Raw genomic sequence first — 14,869 nt, 5'->3', positions numbered from 1 at the left:
TTTTCAAGAAGCATCTGCTCAGAGTTGGCTTCTGAAGATAAATTGGTGCATGCCTTACGGAGTTCCCTTGGCTTGGCTGTTTTTTGCGTGGGTGCAGGTGCTGTGTTGTTTCATCTTTTCTGGTAAGCGCTCACGGCCGCGAGGCCTCGTCTTCCCCTCTCGCACTGCCCTTTCGGCCTGAAGTGTCCTCTGCGCTTAGTTTCGCTATTCTATGGCCAAAAGCGAGGCTCGCTCGGGAAAGACTGGAACTGGGGAAAGTGGTAGAAACGGTGAAGAAATGCAGTAAAACATGGTTCAAGTTTTCAACTTGGACCTACCATGGGCTGAAGTTTTCAACTTCAGTGAGGCGAGAGCCTATGGAAAGGTCCTCGGTGATTATGTCCTTTCTTCTCCAGAAAACGGGTTGTGAACAAAAGATCCCTAAATGTTAATGTTTGTTAAATGTGAAAGGGCCAAAGAAGTGCTCTGCCGGAAATTTCCTAACATTAATACCAGAACGCTGCACCAGTGTGCGGTCACTTTCTTTCCTCTATCTCCGGCTCATGAAAACACTTCTACCCACTTTTCTTTTCCTGTTTTGCCTCTGCTTTTCAACCGTCTCTTCTGCCCAGAACCAGAAAGGAGAGGTGAAAGGGAAACTCTGGGACGCTACCCACAAAGAGGCCTTGCCTTACGCCACCATTGCGGTCTACACGGCCCAGGACACTACCTTGGTTACGTTCAGGGTAAGCGATGAAAAAGGGAACTTCCGGGTGCCGAGTCTGGCGCTGAACCAACCGCTCCGGATTGTAATCACCATGACCGGCTTTAAGGTATACCGCAAGGAGTTTTCGCTGAGTTCTGGTAATGCAGAGCTGGATTTGGGGCAGATCAACATGGAGCAGGCAGACCACTTGCTGGGCGAAGTAATCATCATGTCTGAGGCGCCGCCCATCATTGTAAGAAAAGATACGCTGGAATTTAACGCCAACTCGTTCAAAACCCTGCCTACGGCGCTGCTGGAAGACCTTCTGAAAAAGCTGCCCGGAGTAACGGTAGACGGTTCCGGTAACATTGCGGTGAATGGCAAGTCGGTGAACAAGATTCTGGTAGACGGGAAAGAGTTTTTCGGGAATGACCCGAAAGTGGCTTCAAGAAACCTGCCCGCCGATATGATTGAGAAAGTGCAGGTGGTGAACGACCCCGACGCTCTGCGGCGAGACCCCGATTTGCCGGTGAACGAAATTCCGCAGGTCATTAACCTGAAGCTGAAGAAAGGCATCAAGCAAGGCGCTTTCGGGAAAGTGTACGCCGGTACCGGCACAGACAGCCGCTATGAAGGCGGGGGTATTCTCAACGTTTTTAGAGATACCACGCAAATCAGTTTGCTGGGCTACTCCAATAACCTGAACAAACCAGCCTTCGGTTTTGAGGATATTTCCAGAATTGGGGGCTTTAACCGCAGCGGCATGAACAGCATCATGGTCAGGAGCGACGGCGGCTTCGCGGTGAACGGCATTTCTTTTGGCGGTACCGAGGAAGGCATTCAGAGGTCTAGCGGCGCGGGCGGTAACTTCAATACGCTGCTCAAAGGCGGGCTGAAAGTGAACCTGCAGTACTTCTACGGCGGCATTGACGCTGACCTGAACCAGTTGGTGAATTCAGCGCAAAACCTGCAAAATGACACCCTCACCTCGCGCCGCGTCCGTGACCAGAACAGCAACTCCCAAAACCACAGAATTGGCGGGCGGCTAGACTGGAAAATAGACTCGTTGACCAACCTCAGTTTCACGCCTAGCGTGGTGCTGGCGCGGGGGGCTTCCAACCAAGGGCTTTTCACCAACACTTTCCGTAGTGTAAATGAACCACTCAACAGCAGTGAAAACCGGCAGTTGTTGGAAAATAACACCACCACCTTCTCGGGTAACCTTTCCTTTGACCGAAGCTCGCGCAAGAAAAAAGGCCGCCAGTTCAACTTCTATGGGACCTACAACTTCAATGACGGCGACCAGGACCAGTTTTACCAGGTGGAAAGCTATTATTATGGCCTGAACCCGTACACCGAAACCCTGGACCAGTTGCGGGACAATGTAGTCACCAACCGGTCAGTCAACACCTCTTTCTCTTATACAGAGCCCTTCAGCAAAACCTTGAGCGGGGTGCTGCGGCTTAATTCTGAGTATTTCAAAGACAAGAATTACGTGAACACCTTTGACCTGGGGGGCGAAGGACCTGATGACCAGGTGCTGTTGTCGGAATTGTCAGATGAGGTAGAGCGCAGTGGCTGGCGCAATTACGTGACCGCCGGGGTGAAATGGAAAATCAAGGACCTGACCCTGCAACCGGGCGTGCGGTTTACGTTGCTCAACATTGACAATACGTTCCAGAAACTGCAACCCATTACCCAGGAGTATTTCTATGCGTTTCCGTCTTTGACGGCGAACTGGAAGCAATTCAACCTCAGCTACAACGTGAACGTACGGGAGCCCTCGGCCGCCGATTTGCAACCCGTCACCGACCAATCTAACCCCTTGTTCATCCAGTACGGCAACCCAGGGCTCAAGCCCACCATCTCCAACTCGGTGAATTTGAACTACCGCAAGTTTGATACTAAGCGGTCTATCAACTACTGGGCGTACCTGTCGGGGAGTTTCAGCCAGGATGCCGTGACCCGCGCCCGAACCGTCAATGAAACTACCGGCCAGCAAACTACCCGCCCCATCAACACAGACGGCAACTGGCAACTGAACGCGAACGGCGACATTACCAAAGACTGGAAATTTGACGGCAAAAAGCAGTTTTCCCTGACGGCCTCCGTCTGGATGAACTACGTGCGCACCCTCATCATCCTGAACGAACTCCGCAGCTACGGCCAGACCATCTCAGTAAACCCCAGCCTGAACGCGCGCATCAACCTGAATGACAAGTTTGAGTTCAATGAGAGTTTGACGCTGGGAAACCGCCGCAGCTGGTACGAAGACAACACCTTCCAGAACATCAGCTTCAATACCCGCACGTCCAGAACCGGAGTAGTAGTGCGCACCCCTAAACGGATTGTGTGGGAAGCTACCTTTGACTACACCTTCAATTCCAACGTGGCCCCCGGCCTCCGGAAAGACATTAGCCGCCTGAACGCCGGCGTGACCTTCCTGTTTATGAAGAATGACCGTGCCCAGCTAAAGCTGTCAGTATATGATTTGCTGAACCAGAACATAAGTGTGTACCGCAGCATCAGGGAGAACCTGGTAGAAGATGTGCAGACGCAGGTGCTCACCCGGTATGCCCTGCTCACGTTCACGTACAACATCCGCAACTTTGGGGGTAAAGTAGGCGGCACCAACAGCTTCTTCCGGTTTTAAGCCTAGCGGCAGGGGGCTGTGAAGGAAAAAGAATCTTTGTCTGGGTAAATCTGAAGTAGGAAGGTTTTGTAACTATTTTTAGCCTATTATTGTAAAAAGAGCCCTAAAACAAGGGCTCTTTTTAGTTAGACCTTGCCCCATTGGCATAAAGTAGACCTGTTTTCGTGGTTTATACGTCTTTCTGGTAGTTGCCCGTATAAAAGAACTTGTAGTGCCTTTTATAGGGTGTTTTTAAAAATGAAGTTTCTATATGTCTGATAAGTATTCCCTTACGCCCAGTTCTTCCCAAGGTGAAGTAAGCCCAGATTCCTTCTTGGTTTTTCATGGGGGCGGGGAGATGGGAGCCCTTATGCGGGCATATAATTGGGAAGCGCACCCACTGGGCAGTCCCGCCCAATGGCCACAGAGTCTGAAAGCAAACATCCGGTTATTGCTCAATTCTGGTTTCCCCATGTTCATCTGGTGGTCAGAAGGTTTGTACGCCTTTCACAATGATGCCTATTTGCCAGCCTTAGGGAAAAAGCACCCGTGGGCACTGGGAACCTCGGCCAGAGAGGTTTGGGCCGAAATATGGAGCGATGTAGGCGGCATTGCCGAACGGATTTTAGCGGGAGGGGAGCCTTTCTTTGCCCAAGGTCTGCTCCTGTACCTGGACCGGAAAGGCTTCAGGGAAGAAACCTACTGGACATTTTCCTACAGCCCCGCCTTTGATGATGAAGGAAAAGCGGCCGGGGTGTTTTGCGCCTGTTCTGAGGAAACCAGCACCATTCTGGGTCAGCGTCGGCTTAAAACCCTCAAAGATATTTCTGAGGCGCAACCCCAGATCCAGACCCTGAACCAGGCCTGCCAAACCACTTGTGACATTCTGGCCCATAATGAAAGAGATATTCCGTTTAGCCAGATTTACCTTTTAAACCCGGGGCAGACCGAGGTAACGCTGTTAGGGCAATCTGGAGAAGTGCCGCCGCAAATGGAACAGACCTTGGTGCTGCAGGAACACGAAGCCAGGAAACAATGGCCTTTTCTGGAAGTGATGCAGTCGAAGCAGGGGCTGGTGTTAGATAACCTGCAAGCCTTAGGCTTTCCAGAGCACCACCAGGAGGGTGAACTGGCTTCGCGCAAAGCTGTTATTCTTCCCATCTTACGGTCGGGTCAGGACCAGCTCATCGGGTTCTTTGTGTCAGGCATCAGCCCCCGGCTGGAATATGACACCGATTACCATAATTTCCATGACCTGCTGGCCGGGCAGATAGCCACTTCCATCTCCAGCGTGCAAACCCGTGAGGAAGCCGCCCGGCAACAGGCAGAGCTCACCAACTTGTTTCAGCAAGCGCCAGTAGCCATCTGTATTCTACGCGGCCCAGACCACGTGGTGGAATTGGCTAACCCGGGTATCTGTGAACTGTGGGGGAAAAAGCAGAAAGACGTGCTGCGCAAGCCAATTCTGGAAGCCCTGCCCGAGGTAAAAGACCAAGGTATCAAGGAATTGCTGGATGGCGTTTACAACACGGGAGTTCCGTACGTGAACAATGAATTGCCTTTACTGCTTGAGCGAAGCGGGAAAATGGAGCAGATGTACTTCAGCTTTGTGTACCACCCTATGCGCGACCAACAGGGTTCCATTATTGGGATTATTGCTGTGGCCATTAGCATAAATGAGCAGGTGGAAGCCCGCCAAGAGATTGAGGCCATGAACACGGAGCTTCGCGCCATCAACGCTGATCTGGACAACTTCGTGTATTCCGCGTCGCATGACCTGAAGGCTCCTATTTCCAACATTGAAGGCCTGGTGGAAACATTGGTGGATCATTTACCCCCTGAGATTCAGCAGCAGGATGTAGTGCAGCGGGTGCTGCGCATGATGGATGCCTCTGTGAGCAGATTCAAGCGGGCGGTGGCAGATTTAACCGAAGTAGCCAAAATTCAGCGCGAAGCCGATGAAGACGTGGCTTCCATTGACCTGGCCAAGGTGGTAGCCGATGTGCAACTGGATTTTGAAAACCTGATTAAAGCATCTGGCGCTCACATAGAAACCCACCTGGCACCTAACTCAACCGTTAAGTTCTCGGCTAAAAACGTGCGCAGCGTGGTCTACAACCTGTTGAGCAACGCCTTGAAATACCGCTCAGAAGAACGTCCGCTGGAAATAAAGGTGACTACGGAGCATGTTCCCGGCTTTATTGTCTTTTCTGTCTCAGACAACGGTTTAGGCATGAAACCAGAAGACCGGGCCAAAATCTTCACCATGTTTAAGCGCCTGCACGACCACGTAGAAGGCACCGGCATTGGCCTCTACATTGTGAAACGCATTGTAGAAAACGCCGGCGGCTCTATTGAAGTGGAAAGCGAAAAAGGCAAAGGCTCTACGTTTAAGGTTTACTTTAGGCAGTAGGCTACGGCATGCATAACCGCACCGCCTCTTCAATGGTTTGTACTTGAAACCGATAACCCGCCTCCTGTAGCCGTTTGGGAACCACCCATCGGCTTTTCAGGAGCAGTTCCGTTTCTGTCCCTAAAACAAACGCGCCAATCTCCAGCATCCACTTTTTGGCAGGCAACCCGAAGGGGGCTTTCAATGCTTGCCGAACGGCGCGCATGAAGTGATGATTGGGAACTGGGCGGGGGGAAGAGAGATTGAAGACTCCCTCCAGTTCTTCGTGTTGCAGTAAAAAATCAATGCTGCCCAGCAGGTCTTGGGCATGAATCCAGCTGAAACATTGCAAGCCGTTCCCCTGTCGGCCCCCTAAACCAAAACGGGCCAAGTTCAGGTAGTAAGGCATCACGCCGCCGTCTTTATCCAGCACAATGGCAATGCGGAGGGCTATTTTGCGGGTGTTTTCTAGCTTTTGGGCAAAAAACGCGCTTTCCCACTGCTGGCAAACGGCAACGGAGAATCCCTGGCCCACTTCGCCGGTTTCTTCATCCTGCGCACGGTCTAGGGCATGCCGGTAAATGGTGGCGGAGGCTGCGTTCAGCCAGACTGTGGGTCCATTCTTCAACTGCTTTAGTGCCTCGCCCAGAACCTGGGTGGCGTTCACGCGGGAAGCAATGATTGCGCGCTTGTTCTTCTCATGGTAACGGCAGTTTACGGTTTTGCCCGTGAGGTTGATGAGCACATCTGCGTTTTCCAGATAAGGCACCCAATCTCCCAGCGTGTTTGCATCCCAGAAGACGTGCTGCCCCAGCGTTTTACCGGTAGCCGGAGTTCTGGTAAGGACGATGACCTCATCGCCCTTACCAATAAAATGTTGGGTGAGCAACTGACCAATGAAGCCACTGCCTCCCGCTAGTACAATCTTAGCCATACCCTTATTGAATGTGAAGTTGCTGCTGTGCGCGGGCTCGTAGTTTGAAGAAGATGGTGAGATTGAGGAAGTGCATGCCTCCCAGAATGAGAATGATCCAGCCCAGTTTGTAACTTAATACTTCCACTACCGCCTGCGCAGAGGCAATAGAACCCACTTCTTTGAGGGCGAGGGTCATGTAGCCAACGTTGATGAGGTAGAAGCCCACCACTAGGAGTTTGTTCACAGAATCTGCCAGATCAGTATTTCCGTGGAAGATGTCTACCAGAAAGATGCGGCCGTTGTTGAACAGAACCCGGGCTACCCAAACAGTAAGCGCAATGCTGACGGTCAAATAAATGGCATAGGTAAGGATAAAGTAATTCATAGTAGGTAAGGTTAAAGTGTGAATTGTTTTATTGAACTTTCAGTAAAAAATGAAACATATTGGGCAAAAAAATAGCTATTTGAACAGCTTGAAGATAGACCCGAAAAACCAGTTCTCCTCGGCTTTCAGCATGGTTTCCAAGGTCTTGTCCACGTTAGACGCTAGCTTGTTAATATCAGTCACCGAGGTTTTGAAGGTTTGGAACTCGGGGTCGTTCTCGTTTCCTTGTACATCTTGTAATTGGTTCAAGAGTTTCAGAACTGGCTCCAGCTCGCGGCGTTTCCGTTCTTTGGCTACTTGGCGAGCAATGGTCCAGACGTCTTTCTCGGCATAGAAGTATTCTTTGCGCTCTCCGCTGCGGTGCTGTTTTTCAATGAGACCCCAGTTAATCAAATCACGCAAGGTCATGTTGGCATTGCCGCGCGAAATCTGAAGCTGCTCCATTACCTGCTCGGTGGTCAACGCCTCCGGCGAAATAAGAAGCAGGGCATGTACCTGAGCCATGGTGCGGTTAATACCCCACTCAGAGCCTAATTTACCCCAAGCCTCAATGAACCGCTGCTTTGCCTCTGCTAACTCCATGGCTCAAAGATAAAGAAGTTTTCTAACTTTCAATAAATATTGAAAGTTATTTTTAGATAAGAAGTACAAGTGAGGAAAGTAGACCATTGAAACCTAATTCCTAGACCAGTACTTGCCGTCTTTCTGGGGAGGTGCGGAAATGGGAAGGCGTAGTGCCTGCGTATTTCTTGAACGCGATGGAAAAGTGCTGGGCATGTTCATAGCCTAGCGCATCTGCTATTTCCTCTATGGTAAGCGTGCCGTCTTTGAGCATCTGGCCTGCGTACTCCATGCGCAGCTTGCGCAGGTAGTTGAAAATAGAGGTGCCAAAAAGACTCTTGAACCCTTTTTTCAGTTTGAACTCATTGAGCAGGCAGCGTCGGCTTAACTGCGTCAGGCTCATCTCAGACAGAAAATTGGTGTCTAGATAGGTTTTCAGGTGGTGCAGCTTTTCGGCTTCGTGGGGGCGTAAGGTTTCCTTGGTGGGGGTGGGGGTTTTGAACTGTTCAATCTGTAGAGCCAGCAGTTCCAGCGCTTTGGACTGCACCAGTAGGTTACGCAGCGGACCCGCCCCGGGGCAGTTCCTAATGCCGTCAATGAGGTGGGCCATCTGCGGGGTAACGGAGCCGGTGCCATTTACCCCGGAAAAAGGCCGCTGGTGGTGCAGATGAGTCAGTACCTGTTCCGCCCAGGCATCGTCCTGGCCCACGGCCGAGACAAAAAAATCTTTCTCAAACGTAAGGTGCAACATAGCGATGGCATCATTCCCCTTCACCTGATTGGCTCCTCCTCCTTCGGGCAGGTAAACCAGGTTGTGGCGCAGCGGCTGCATGTCCAGGTCATGGCGTAGGCCCTGAAAACGGGAATACATACTTCCGCCCAGCATGAAATTGATATTGATATGGTCTGTGGGGGTAGAATCATGGAGTTCTATTGGCTCAGAGGCCGTTTGCCAGTTCATTTCCATCAAGTGCAGGTGCGGGAAGGAAATGTTTTTGATGGTAATCTCTCCGGCAGTGGGGTGGCACACCTTCACAGCGGGATTCAGCAGTTGCCATTCCTGTGGCTCTTCTCTTTTGGGAACAGTGGGCATCACCTCAAATTCGAAGAGGTCGCTTGCCTTTATAATGGTAGTTGCCATTGGTGATCTATAAGAGCAGGTGAGAGATGTGTTCTAAGTTACCTTTTAACTTCCTGATTTCCATAAGGAAGAGCTGGAAAATGAAAGCTTAAACAGGTAGCTGTTTTAGAGACACAGAAGGGCTGCATTTCCCCTACGGCAACTGCCAGCAAAGAATCCGTTTTGCGTAGGATTCAATCCTTTTGGCGTAGGCATTCTTCCTGCCAGCGGGCCCAACTTTGCAACGTCATCAGACAGAAAGACAGAGGCAACCCTCACGTGCTTAGCCTGTTCTGAGGCGGAACCATTGTTTAACCCATTTCAAATTTTACCCTCATGTTCACCACTTATTTCAAAAAAGCTATTTTCTATGCCCTGGCGGCCATGCTTACCGTGTGCTCTGTAAGTTGCAGCAGCAACGATGACAACGACGACAAAGACCCGGAACCAGCACCCATTGGGCAAGCCAACATCAAAGCAAAGGTTGGCAGCACAGACCTCAAATTCACGCTCGGCGCAGCCGATGTGGAAGACAACGGCCTTATTTTTTCCACGGGCCCCTCTAACCAAGTAAACGGCAAAACGGCCACCATCGCCTTTGTGGTGCCCGCCGCTGAAGGAACCTATGAGTACAACACCTCGCAAGAGGGAAGTGGCGAAGACGCTACGGTGATGCTCACCTACCTTGACTTTGACGGCGGAGTATGGTCATCTGTTTACCCGGGTGGCAAAGCCAAAGTGACCATCACCAAAATAGACCGAGGCACCAAAAAAGTATCGGGGACATTTTCGGGGACGGTACTGTACGGGATGAACGGTGCGTCTTCCACCACCATCACTAGCGGTACTTTCACAGACGTCACGCTCCTCCATTAAACCATCTGCTGGCTCTCGTCCCAAAGCTTCATGCATTGGGGCGAGAGCATCGCGAAGCGTGGGGCGCTTTAAAGCAAAAGTAGCCTCTGTTGGATCGCTTCGCTGATTTATCCCATTCTCACTTCTCCTAAATCTTTGTTTATGAAACCCATCGTCAAGAAACTATTGAAATGGACCGGTCTTGCGCTTGGTTCGCTGGCGCTGCTGCTCTGCTTTTCTTACGTCTATGTGGCCTACAACATAGGGCAGCGGGTAGAAAAGAAGTATGCGTTTGCCGCTGAGAACATCCCGCTCTCGCAGGACAGCACATTGATCTCCCAGGGCGCGCATTTAGCCGTGATCAAAGGCTGCACAGATTGCCACGGAACCAATATGGAGGGTAAAGTCATGATGGAGGATCCGGCCCTCGGCCGGTTGGTTTCCTCCAACCTCACCAAAGGCAAAGGCGGCTTACCCGCCGACTACAGCCCGGCAGACTGGCTTAGGGCGCTTCGGCACGGAGTGAACCGGGAAGGGAAGCCGCTACTGTTTATGCCTTCGCATGAAACTACCTTGCTCTCTGAACAGGACATGGCCGCCCTCATTGCCTACTGCCAGAACCTGGCTCCCGTGAACCATCAATTACCTCCTTTTGAGCTGGGTCCCATGGCGAAGGTGCTGTCTTACTTAGACAAAATGCCGCTGCTCTCTGTGGAGAAGATAGACCACGCTAAACCCATGGTGGCCCAAGTAGACCAGGTGGAAGGAGTGGCTTTTGGGAAATACCTGGCCGTTTCCTGCACTGGCTGCCACCACGCCAACCTGAAAGGCGGCGACCCCATAGCGCCTGGCATGCCGCCCGTCCCAGATATTACCCGGTCTGGCCACGTAGGCCGTTGGACCAAAGCTCAGTTTATACAGACCCTGCGTAGCGGCAAAACACCGGAAGGCAAGCAGCTCAGCAATGACAACATGCCCTGGAAAATGACCGCCCAATACACTGACCAAGAATTAGCTTCTCTCTACCAATACTGTAATTCTCTTCCATAAGCATGGTACTTACCTCCTCTTTACCCAGAACACTTTCTAACCCACTCATCAAGGATAAAGTCACTTTTCTGAAAACCGCTTCAGAAACCAACGGGGCCTACACGTTAGTAGAAGTAGAGCTGGCCCCCGGCGGCGGCAACGGTCTGCACTACCACATAGACTACATAGAAGTCTTTGAAGTGCTGCAGGGCACGCTGGGAATTGAGTGCGACAAACAGAAGTTCTTTCTGAAGCCCGGCGAAGTGGCCACCGTGCCCGCCAAAGCAGTGCACCGGTTCTACAACCCAAGCCAGCTGGAGGCGGTCCTGTTCAAAACCACCATTAAGCCCGCCCGGCAGTTTGAGCAGATGATCAGGATTGCCTATGGGTTAGCGAACGATGGCAAAACCAACCAGAAAGGAACGCCCAACCTCTGGCACCTGGCCATCATGTTTGAGAAAGGCGGAACCTACTTCCCAGGGTTGCCCTTACGGCTGCAGCAACGCCTCTTCGGGTTTCTGGCCCGCGTTGCCAGATGCAAAGGCTTGGACAAAGAACTGCACCGCTATTACGTGGAGCCCGCCTAGCGGCAGATGCTGAATTTTCCTGCATTTAAGGCCTGTTTATCAGAAAACAGGCCTTAAATGCAGGATTAGATTCTAAAATTCTTCCAGCTCCTGGGGAAACTGAGATATGTAAGGGGTTTACTTCTTCAACGTAGCTTCATAGAGTTGGATCCAATCTTGTGGCGTCATTTTAGCGGCCAGTTCGCCCAGTAGCTGAAGCGGAATCTGGTCGGGCTTTTTGAACCGAATGCAGCTTTTGCCCATGTCCAGCTTGGTTTTGCTGTGCTTGGGGTACTCCGAAGTAAACCAAGCCAACAACTCCGTATCTGCATACAAGCCCATGTGGTAGACCGCAATAAAATTCTTCTGCGACGCAATGCTCAAAAACGGCAAAGGCAGCTTGGGATTGCAATGGTATCCCGCCGGGTACAGCGTGTGCGGCACCACGTAGCCCACCATGCCGTAACTCATCTCCTCAGAAAAGCCGTGGGGTAGGTTCTGTGAAAACACGGCTCGTAGGGCAGAAAGCGCTTGTTTTCGGTCCTCGGGAAGCGTGTCTACGTATTCTTGCGGGCTGAGGGCGGTAGTCTGCATAAGCTGATACAGTTAAGATGAACACAAACAAAGGCCTCTGGCCGAAGTGGAAGAACACCCCAAGGCACCTATCAAAGTTAGCAGAATTTGCAAAAAGACCTAATGTGGTGCCACTAGTGGCTATCCACCAAAAGAAAGCTCTGTTTCAGGTCTGTTTTTCTAAAAACAGACCTGAAACAGAGCTTTCCGCTACGTGAAATATTGGTTAACATTCCCATCATTCGGCCAGAGGCCGCAGGTAACTCACACTCGCCAGACGCGGGCAAGTGTTCTGGTTAGGTTGTTCCTGCGCCGAAGTACGAGGAATGCTTTAACCTGCCCGGCTAGGTTAGTGCTGTCCGTGTTTTGGGGCTGTTTTGCTGAAAATGGTGCCAGAACAGGAACGCTTTGTAGCCGGGGCACGCATCCGTCTCCCTTCGAAGGAAGGAATACGGCAGAACTTTCAGATTCAGGTCAATGCACTATTTTTACGCCAGCCAATCGGCGTGCATCTTTCCCGCCGTTTACACGTTGGTAGCGTCTATGGGAATGTTCGCGTTTATTTTAGTGGTGGCGGTAGTGTGTGTGGTATTTTACCGCTGGGCTACCCGCAAGAACCGGAGAAGAAAGAAAATCATGGCGCAGGAGTTTCCGGCGGAATGGCGGCAGATCCTGAATGACCGGGTAGGCTTTTACCATACCTTGCAGACGCCCGCCGAGAAAGAGCGGTTTGAAAAAATGCTGCAACTGTTTCTTTCTGAGAAGCGCATTACGGGCATTGAGGTGCGCATTGATGACGTCACCAAAGTGCTGGTGGCCGCCAGTGCTATTATTCCCGTGTTCGGGATACAAGATTGGGAGTACCAGAACCTGGGCGAAGTGCTGGTGTTTCCGGGCAGTCTGGAGCGGTTCAAGGACGAAGACAGCGAGGCTGTTTCTGAGGTGCTGGGCCGCGTGAATCCTTTCCAGAACGACCATTACGTAACCCTGTCCAAACCCGCTCTGGAACGCGGCTTCCACAACATGGCCGACCGCCAGAACGTGGGTATCCACGAATTCGCGCACATGCTGGACCAGGCCGATGGCGAGATTGACGGCACGCCCGCTGCGTACCTGCCCGATGAACTGGTGCAGCCCTGGCAGGAGCTCATGGAGCGCAAAATCAAACAAATCAAGAAAGGCGAATCAGACATAAACCCGTACGCGGCCACCAATGAAGCCGAGTTCTTCGCCGTCACCACCGAGTATTTCTTTGAGAAACCCGCCCAGCTCTCAGAGAAACATCCGCGCTTGTACACCATGCTTTCCCGCATCTTCAAACAAAACCCCAGACGTCGCTTCCGGCTCAACTTCAATGAGCTTCTGAACCCCTACGGCAAACGCCTGGGCCGCAACGAACCCTGCCCCTGTGGCAGCGGCAAGAAGTACAAAACCTGCTGCTTGCCTAAAAAGTCAGCGGCTTAAACACGTTCCTGCATTTACAAGTCAACCCTAGCGCGGGTCTCCAGACTTGCCGGGAGTTTATTGCTGTGCGTAGAGTTAGCGTCAGCGCTCTAAGCACCACCGGACAGCCAATCTCCTGATTGGCGTAACGGGAACGGCATCGGCACAGACACTGCGAGGTCTTTAGAACAGGCGGTTTTGCAGCCGGGGACAGAAACTCCCCTCCTAGTTTAGGAGGTGTGCCTGGAGGGCGGGGTGGTGCAGGTCCATTTCAAAGCTAATCCCTAGAAAACAGGCCTGAAACGTTCCTAAATCTTCACAGTCTTCCATTTGCCTTTCCGGAACACCCACCAACTGAGGAGGGCATGGGTGGAGTGGCTACAGGCTATGGTCACGAAGATGCCGGTTACGCCAAAGCCAAAGTACACGGCCAACAGGTAAGCCAACGGTATTTCCAGCACCCAAAGCACCAGAATGTTGATGATGGCCGGCGTTCTGGTGTCTCCGGCTCCGTTGAACGCCTGCACCATCACCATGCCCAGTCCGAAGAAGATATACCCCAGCGTAATGATTTTAAGCCCGGCCGAGGCGATGGAAATGACAGCTGGTTCCTGCGTGAAAAGACCGGCCAGATGGTCTCCGAAGAAAAAGAAAGCAGCCGTGGCTACACCCAGAAAAATCATGTTATAGCGGGCTGTGAGCCACACAGAAAGTTCCGCTCGGCGCGGTTTGCCTGCCCCCAGGTTCTGGCCCACCAACGTAGTAGCCGCCGAAGACAAGCCCCAGGCAGGCAGCAGCGTGAACGTAATCACCCGGAACGCGATGGTATACCCCGCCAGGGCATCGCTGCCAAATTCGGCAATGATGCGGGTAAGGAAAATCCAGCTCGCGGAGTCAATCATGAACTGGCCCATGCCACCCGCAGCTACTTTCAGAATACGTTTTACCACCTTGTAGTTGAGCACCAGGTTTTCTCTGGCAATCTTGAGCAGGTGCTTCCCGTTGAGCAAATGGTACAGTTGGTACACGACGCCAATACCCCGGCTGAGGGTGGTAGCCCAAGCCGCGCCTTCCAACCCCAAAGCAGGCATGGGGCCCAGCCCGAAGATAAAGAGCGGAGCCAGTACAATGTTCACACCGTTGGCGAGCCAAAGCGTACGCATGGGCAGGTGCGGCAGTCCGGCTCCCCTAAACGCCCCGTTGATGAGGAACAGCAGAATGATGATGAGGTTTCCTGCAAAGATGATGCGCGTGTAACCCACCCCTTTGGCAATGACCTCCGCCTCGGCACCCATCAACGCCAGAATATGAGGGGCGAAGAAGAACGTGAGGATGCTGGTGAGAAAAGCCAGAATGCCGCCGGTGACCAGCAATTGGTACGTGGTAGTGCCCGCCTGCCGGTATTTCTTCTCCCCAAACCGCCGGGCCACCATAGCAGTACCGGCTATGCTCAAACCCATGCCCACCGAGTACACAATCATCAGGATAGACTCGGTGAGGCCCACCGTGGCCAGCGCGTAGGAACCCAACCTACCCACCAGAAAGATGTCTACCACCGCAAACAAAGATTCCATGAGCATCTCCAGAATCATGGGTGTGGCCAGCAACACAATGGATTCTTTCAGCCCCAGGCGGGTATAGTCCTGCTCCTGGCCTTTCACGGCAGCCCACATGAGTCTGAAGAATTCTTTGCGCGAATTCATGAGAGATGG

At 52.1% G+C, this 14,869-nt stretch carries 12 protein-coding genes; 6 read left to right on the top strand and 6 right to left on the bottom strand.

Going from position 1 to position 14,869, the window contains the following annotated elements; genetic code table 11:
• Positions 1–542 precede the first annotated feature (542 nt).
• Both ACY0JR_RS04290 and ACY0JR_RS04285 read left to right on the top strand, forming a co-directional pair.
• Positions 543–3,338, top strand: coding sequence for an outer membrane beta-barrel protein (locus ACY0JR_RS04290; RefSeq protein WP_462632660.1), 2,796 nt, complete (start codon positions 543–545; stop codon positions 3,336–3,338).
• A gap of 250 nt (positions 3,339–3,588) precedes the next feature.
• Positions 3,589–5,730, top strand: a complete 2,142-nt coding sequence (locus tag ACY0JR_RS04285; RefSeq protein WP_462632659.1) for an ATP-binding protein — start codon at positions 3,589–3,591, stop codon at positions 5,728–5,730.
• Position 5,731: 1 nt separating this feature from the next.
• Here ACY0JR_RS04285 and ACY0JR_RS04280 read toward each other — a convergent pair whose 3' ends face one another.
• The 4 genes from ACY0JR_RS04280 to ACY0JR_RS04265 form a co-directional block, all read right to left on the bottom strand.
• Positions 5,732–6,643, bottom strand: a complete 912-nt coding sequence (locus ACY0JR_RS04280; RefSeq protein WP_462632658.1) for a TIGR01777 family oxidoreductase — start codon at positions 6,641–6,643, stop codon at positions 5,732–5,734.
• Positions 6,644–6,647: 4 nt separating this feature from the next.
• Positions 6,648–7,010 (bottom strand): hypothetical protein, encoded by a 363-nt coding sequence (locus ACY0JR_RS04275; protein WP_462632657.1) that lies wholly within the window; start codon positions 7,008–7,010, stop codon positions 6,648–6,650.
• 75 nt (positions 7,011–7,085) lie between these two features.
• A complete protein-coding gene (locus ACY0JR_RS04270; protein ID WP_462632656.1) occupies positions 7,086–7,592 on the bottom strand; it encodes a GbsR/MarR family transcriptional regulator in 507 nt (168 codons plus the stop codon).
• 100 nt (positions 7,593–7,692) lie between these two features.
• Positions 7,693–8,712, bottom strand: coding sequence for a helix-turn-helix transcriptional regulator (locus ACY0JR_RS04265; protein WP_462632655.1), 1,020 nt, complete (start codon positions 8,710–8,712; stop codon positions 7,693–7,695).
• Positions 8,713–9,027: 315 nt separating this feature from the next.
• Here ACY0JR_RS04265 and ACY0JR_RS04260 point away from each other — a divergent pair, with 315 nt between their 5' ends.
• The 3 genes from ACY0JR_RS04260 to ACY0JR_RS04250 all read left to right on the top strand — a co-directional run bounded on the left by ACY0JR_RS04260 (position 9,028) and on the right by ACY0JR_RS04250 (position 11,162).
• Positions 9,028–9,567, top strand: a complete 540-nt coding sequence (locus ACY0JR_RS04260; RefSeq protein ID WP_462632654.1) for a hypothetical protein — start codon at positions 9,028–9,030, stop codon at positions 9,565–9,567.
• Between the two features lie 141 nt (positions 9,568–9,708).
• Positions 9,709–10,596, top strand: a complete 888-nt coding sequence (locus ACY0JR_RS04255; RefSeq protein WP_462632652.1) for a c-type cytochrome — start codon at positions 9,709–9,711, stop codon at positions 10,594–10,596.
• A 2-nt stretch (positions 10,597–10,598) separates the two neighbouring features.
• Positions 10,599–11,162 (top strand): cupin domain-containing protein, encoded by a 564-nt coding sequence (locus ACY0JR_RS04250; RefSeq protein ID WP_462632651.1) that lies wholly within the window; start codon positions 10,599–10,601, stop codon positions 11,160–11,162.
• A gap of 117 nt (positions 11,163–11,279) precedes the next feature.
• Here the strand turns inward: ACY0JR_RS04250 and ACY0JR_RS04245 are convergent, their stop codons facing one another.
• Complete coding sequence (locus tag ACY0JR_RS04245; protein ID WP_462632650.1) at positions 11,280–11,735, bottom strand: DUF1801 domain-containing protein; 456 nt, start codon at positions 11,733–11,735, stop codon at positions 11,280–11,282.
• A gap of 456 nt (positions 11,736–12,191) precedes the next feature.
• Here ACY0JR_RS04245 and ACY0JR_RS04240 point away from each other — a divergent pair, with 456 nt between their 5' ends.
• Complete coding sequence (locus ACY0JR_RS04240; protein WP_462632649.1) at positions 12,192–13,178, top strand: M90 family metallopeptidase; 987 nt, start codon at positions 12,192–12,194, stop codon at positions 13,176–13,178.
• 287 nt (positions 13,179–13,465) lie between these two features.
• Here ACY0JR_RS04240 and ACY0JR_RS04235 read toward each other — a convergent pair whose 3' ends face one another.
• Entirely contained in the window at positions 13,466–14,860 is a 1,395-nt protein-coding gene (locus ACY0JR_RS04235) for an MATE family efflux transporter (RefSeq protein WP_462632648.1), read from the bottom strand.
• Positions 14,861–14,869 lie beyond the last annotated feature (9 nt).

It is taken from the genome of Rufibacter sp. JT3400010 (assembly GCF_054956755.1).
The sequence above is the reverse complement of the archived record's forward strand: the minus strand, read 5'-3'. Positions and strand labels throughout refer to the sequence as shown.

Coding starts and splice junctions, on each gene's coding strand:
- ACY0JR_RS04290 (WP_462632660.1), top strand. CDS start 543: ATGAAAACACTTCTACCCACTTTTCTTTTCCTGTTTTGCCTCTGCTTT.
- ACY0JR_RS04270 (WP_462632656.1), bottom strand. CDS start 7,592: ATGGAGTTAGCAGAGGCAAAGCAGCGGTTCATTGAGGCTTGGGGTAAA.
- ACY0JR_RS04260 (WP_462632654.1), top strand. CDS start 9,028: ATGTTCACCACTTATTTCAAAAAAGCTATTTTCTATGCCCTGGCGGCC.
- ACY0JR_RS04280 (WP_462632658.1), bottom strand. CDS start 6,643: ATGGCTAAGATTGTACTAGCGGGAGGCAGTGGCTTCATTGGTCAGTTG.
- ACY0JR_RS04235 (WP_462632648.1), bottom strand. CDS start 14,860: ATGAATTCGCGCAAAGAATTCTTCAGACTCATGTGGGCTGCCGTGAAA.
- ACY0JR_RS04255 (WP_462632652.1), top strand. CDS start 9,709: ATGAAACCCATCGTCAAGAAACTATTGAAATGGACCGGTCTTGCGCTT.
- ACY0JR_RS04285 (WP_462632659.1), top strand. CDS start 3,589: ATGTCTGATAAGTATTCCCTTACGCCCAGTTCTTCCCAAGGTGAAGTA.
- ACY0JR_RS04265 (WP_462632655.1), bottom strand. CDS start 8,712: ATGGCAACTACCATTATAAAGGCAAGCGACCTCTTCGAATTTGAGGTG.
- ACY0JR_RS04275 (WP_462632657.1), bottom strand. CDS start 7,010: ATGAATTACTTTATCCTTACCTATGCCATTTATTTGACCGTCAGCATT.
- ACY0JR_RS04245 (WP_462632650.1), bottom strand. CDS start 11,735: ATGCAGACTACCGCCCTCAGCCCGCAAGAATACGTAGACACGCTTCCC.
- ACY0JR_RS04250 (WP_462632651.1), top strand. CDS start 10,599: ATGGTACTTACCTCCTCTTTACCCAGAACACTTTCTAACCCACTCATC.
- ACY0JR_RS04240 (WP_462632649.1), top strand. CDS start 12,192: ATGCACTATTTTTACGCCAGCCAATCGGCGTGCATCTTTCCCGCCGTT.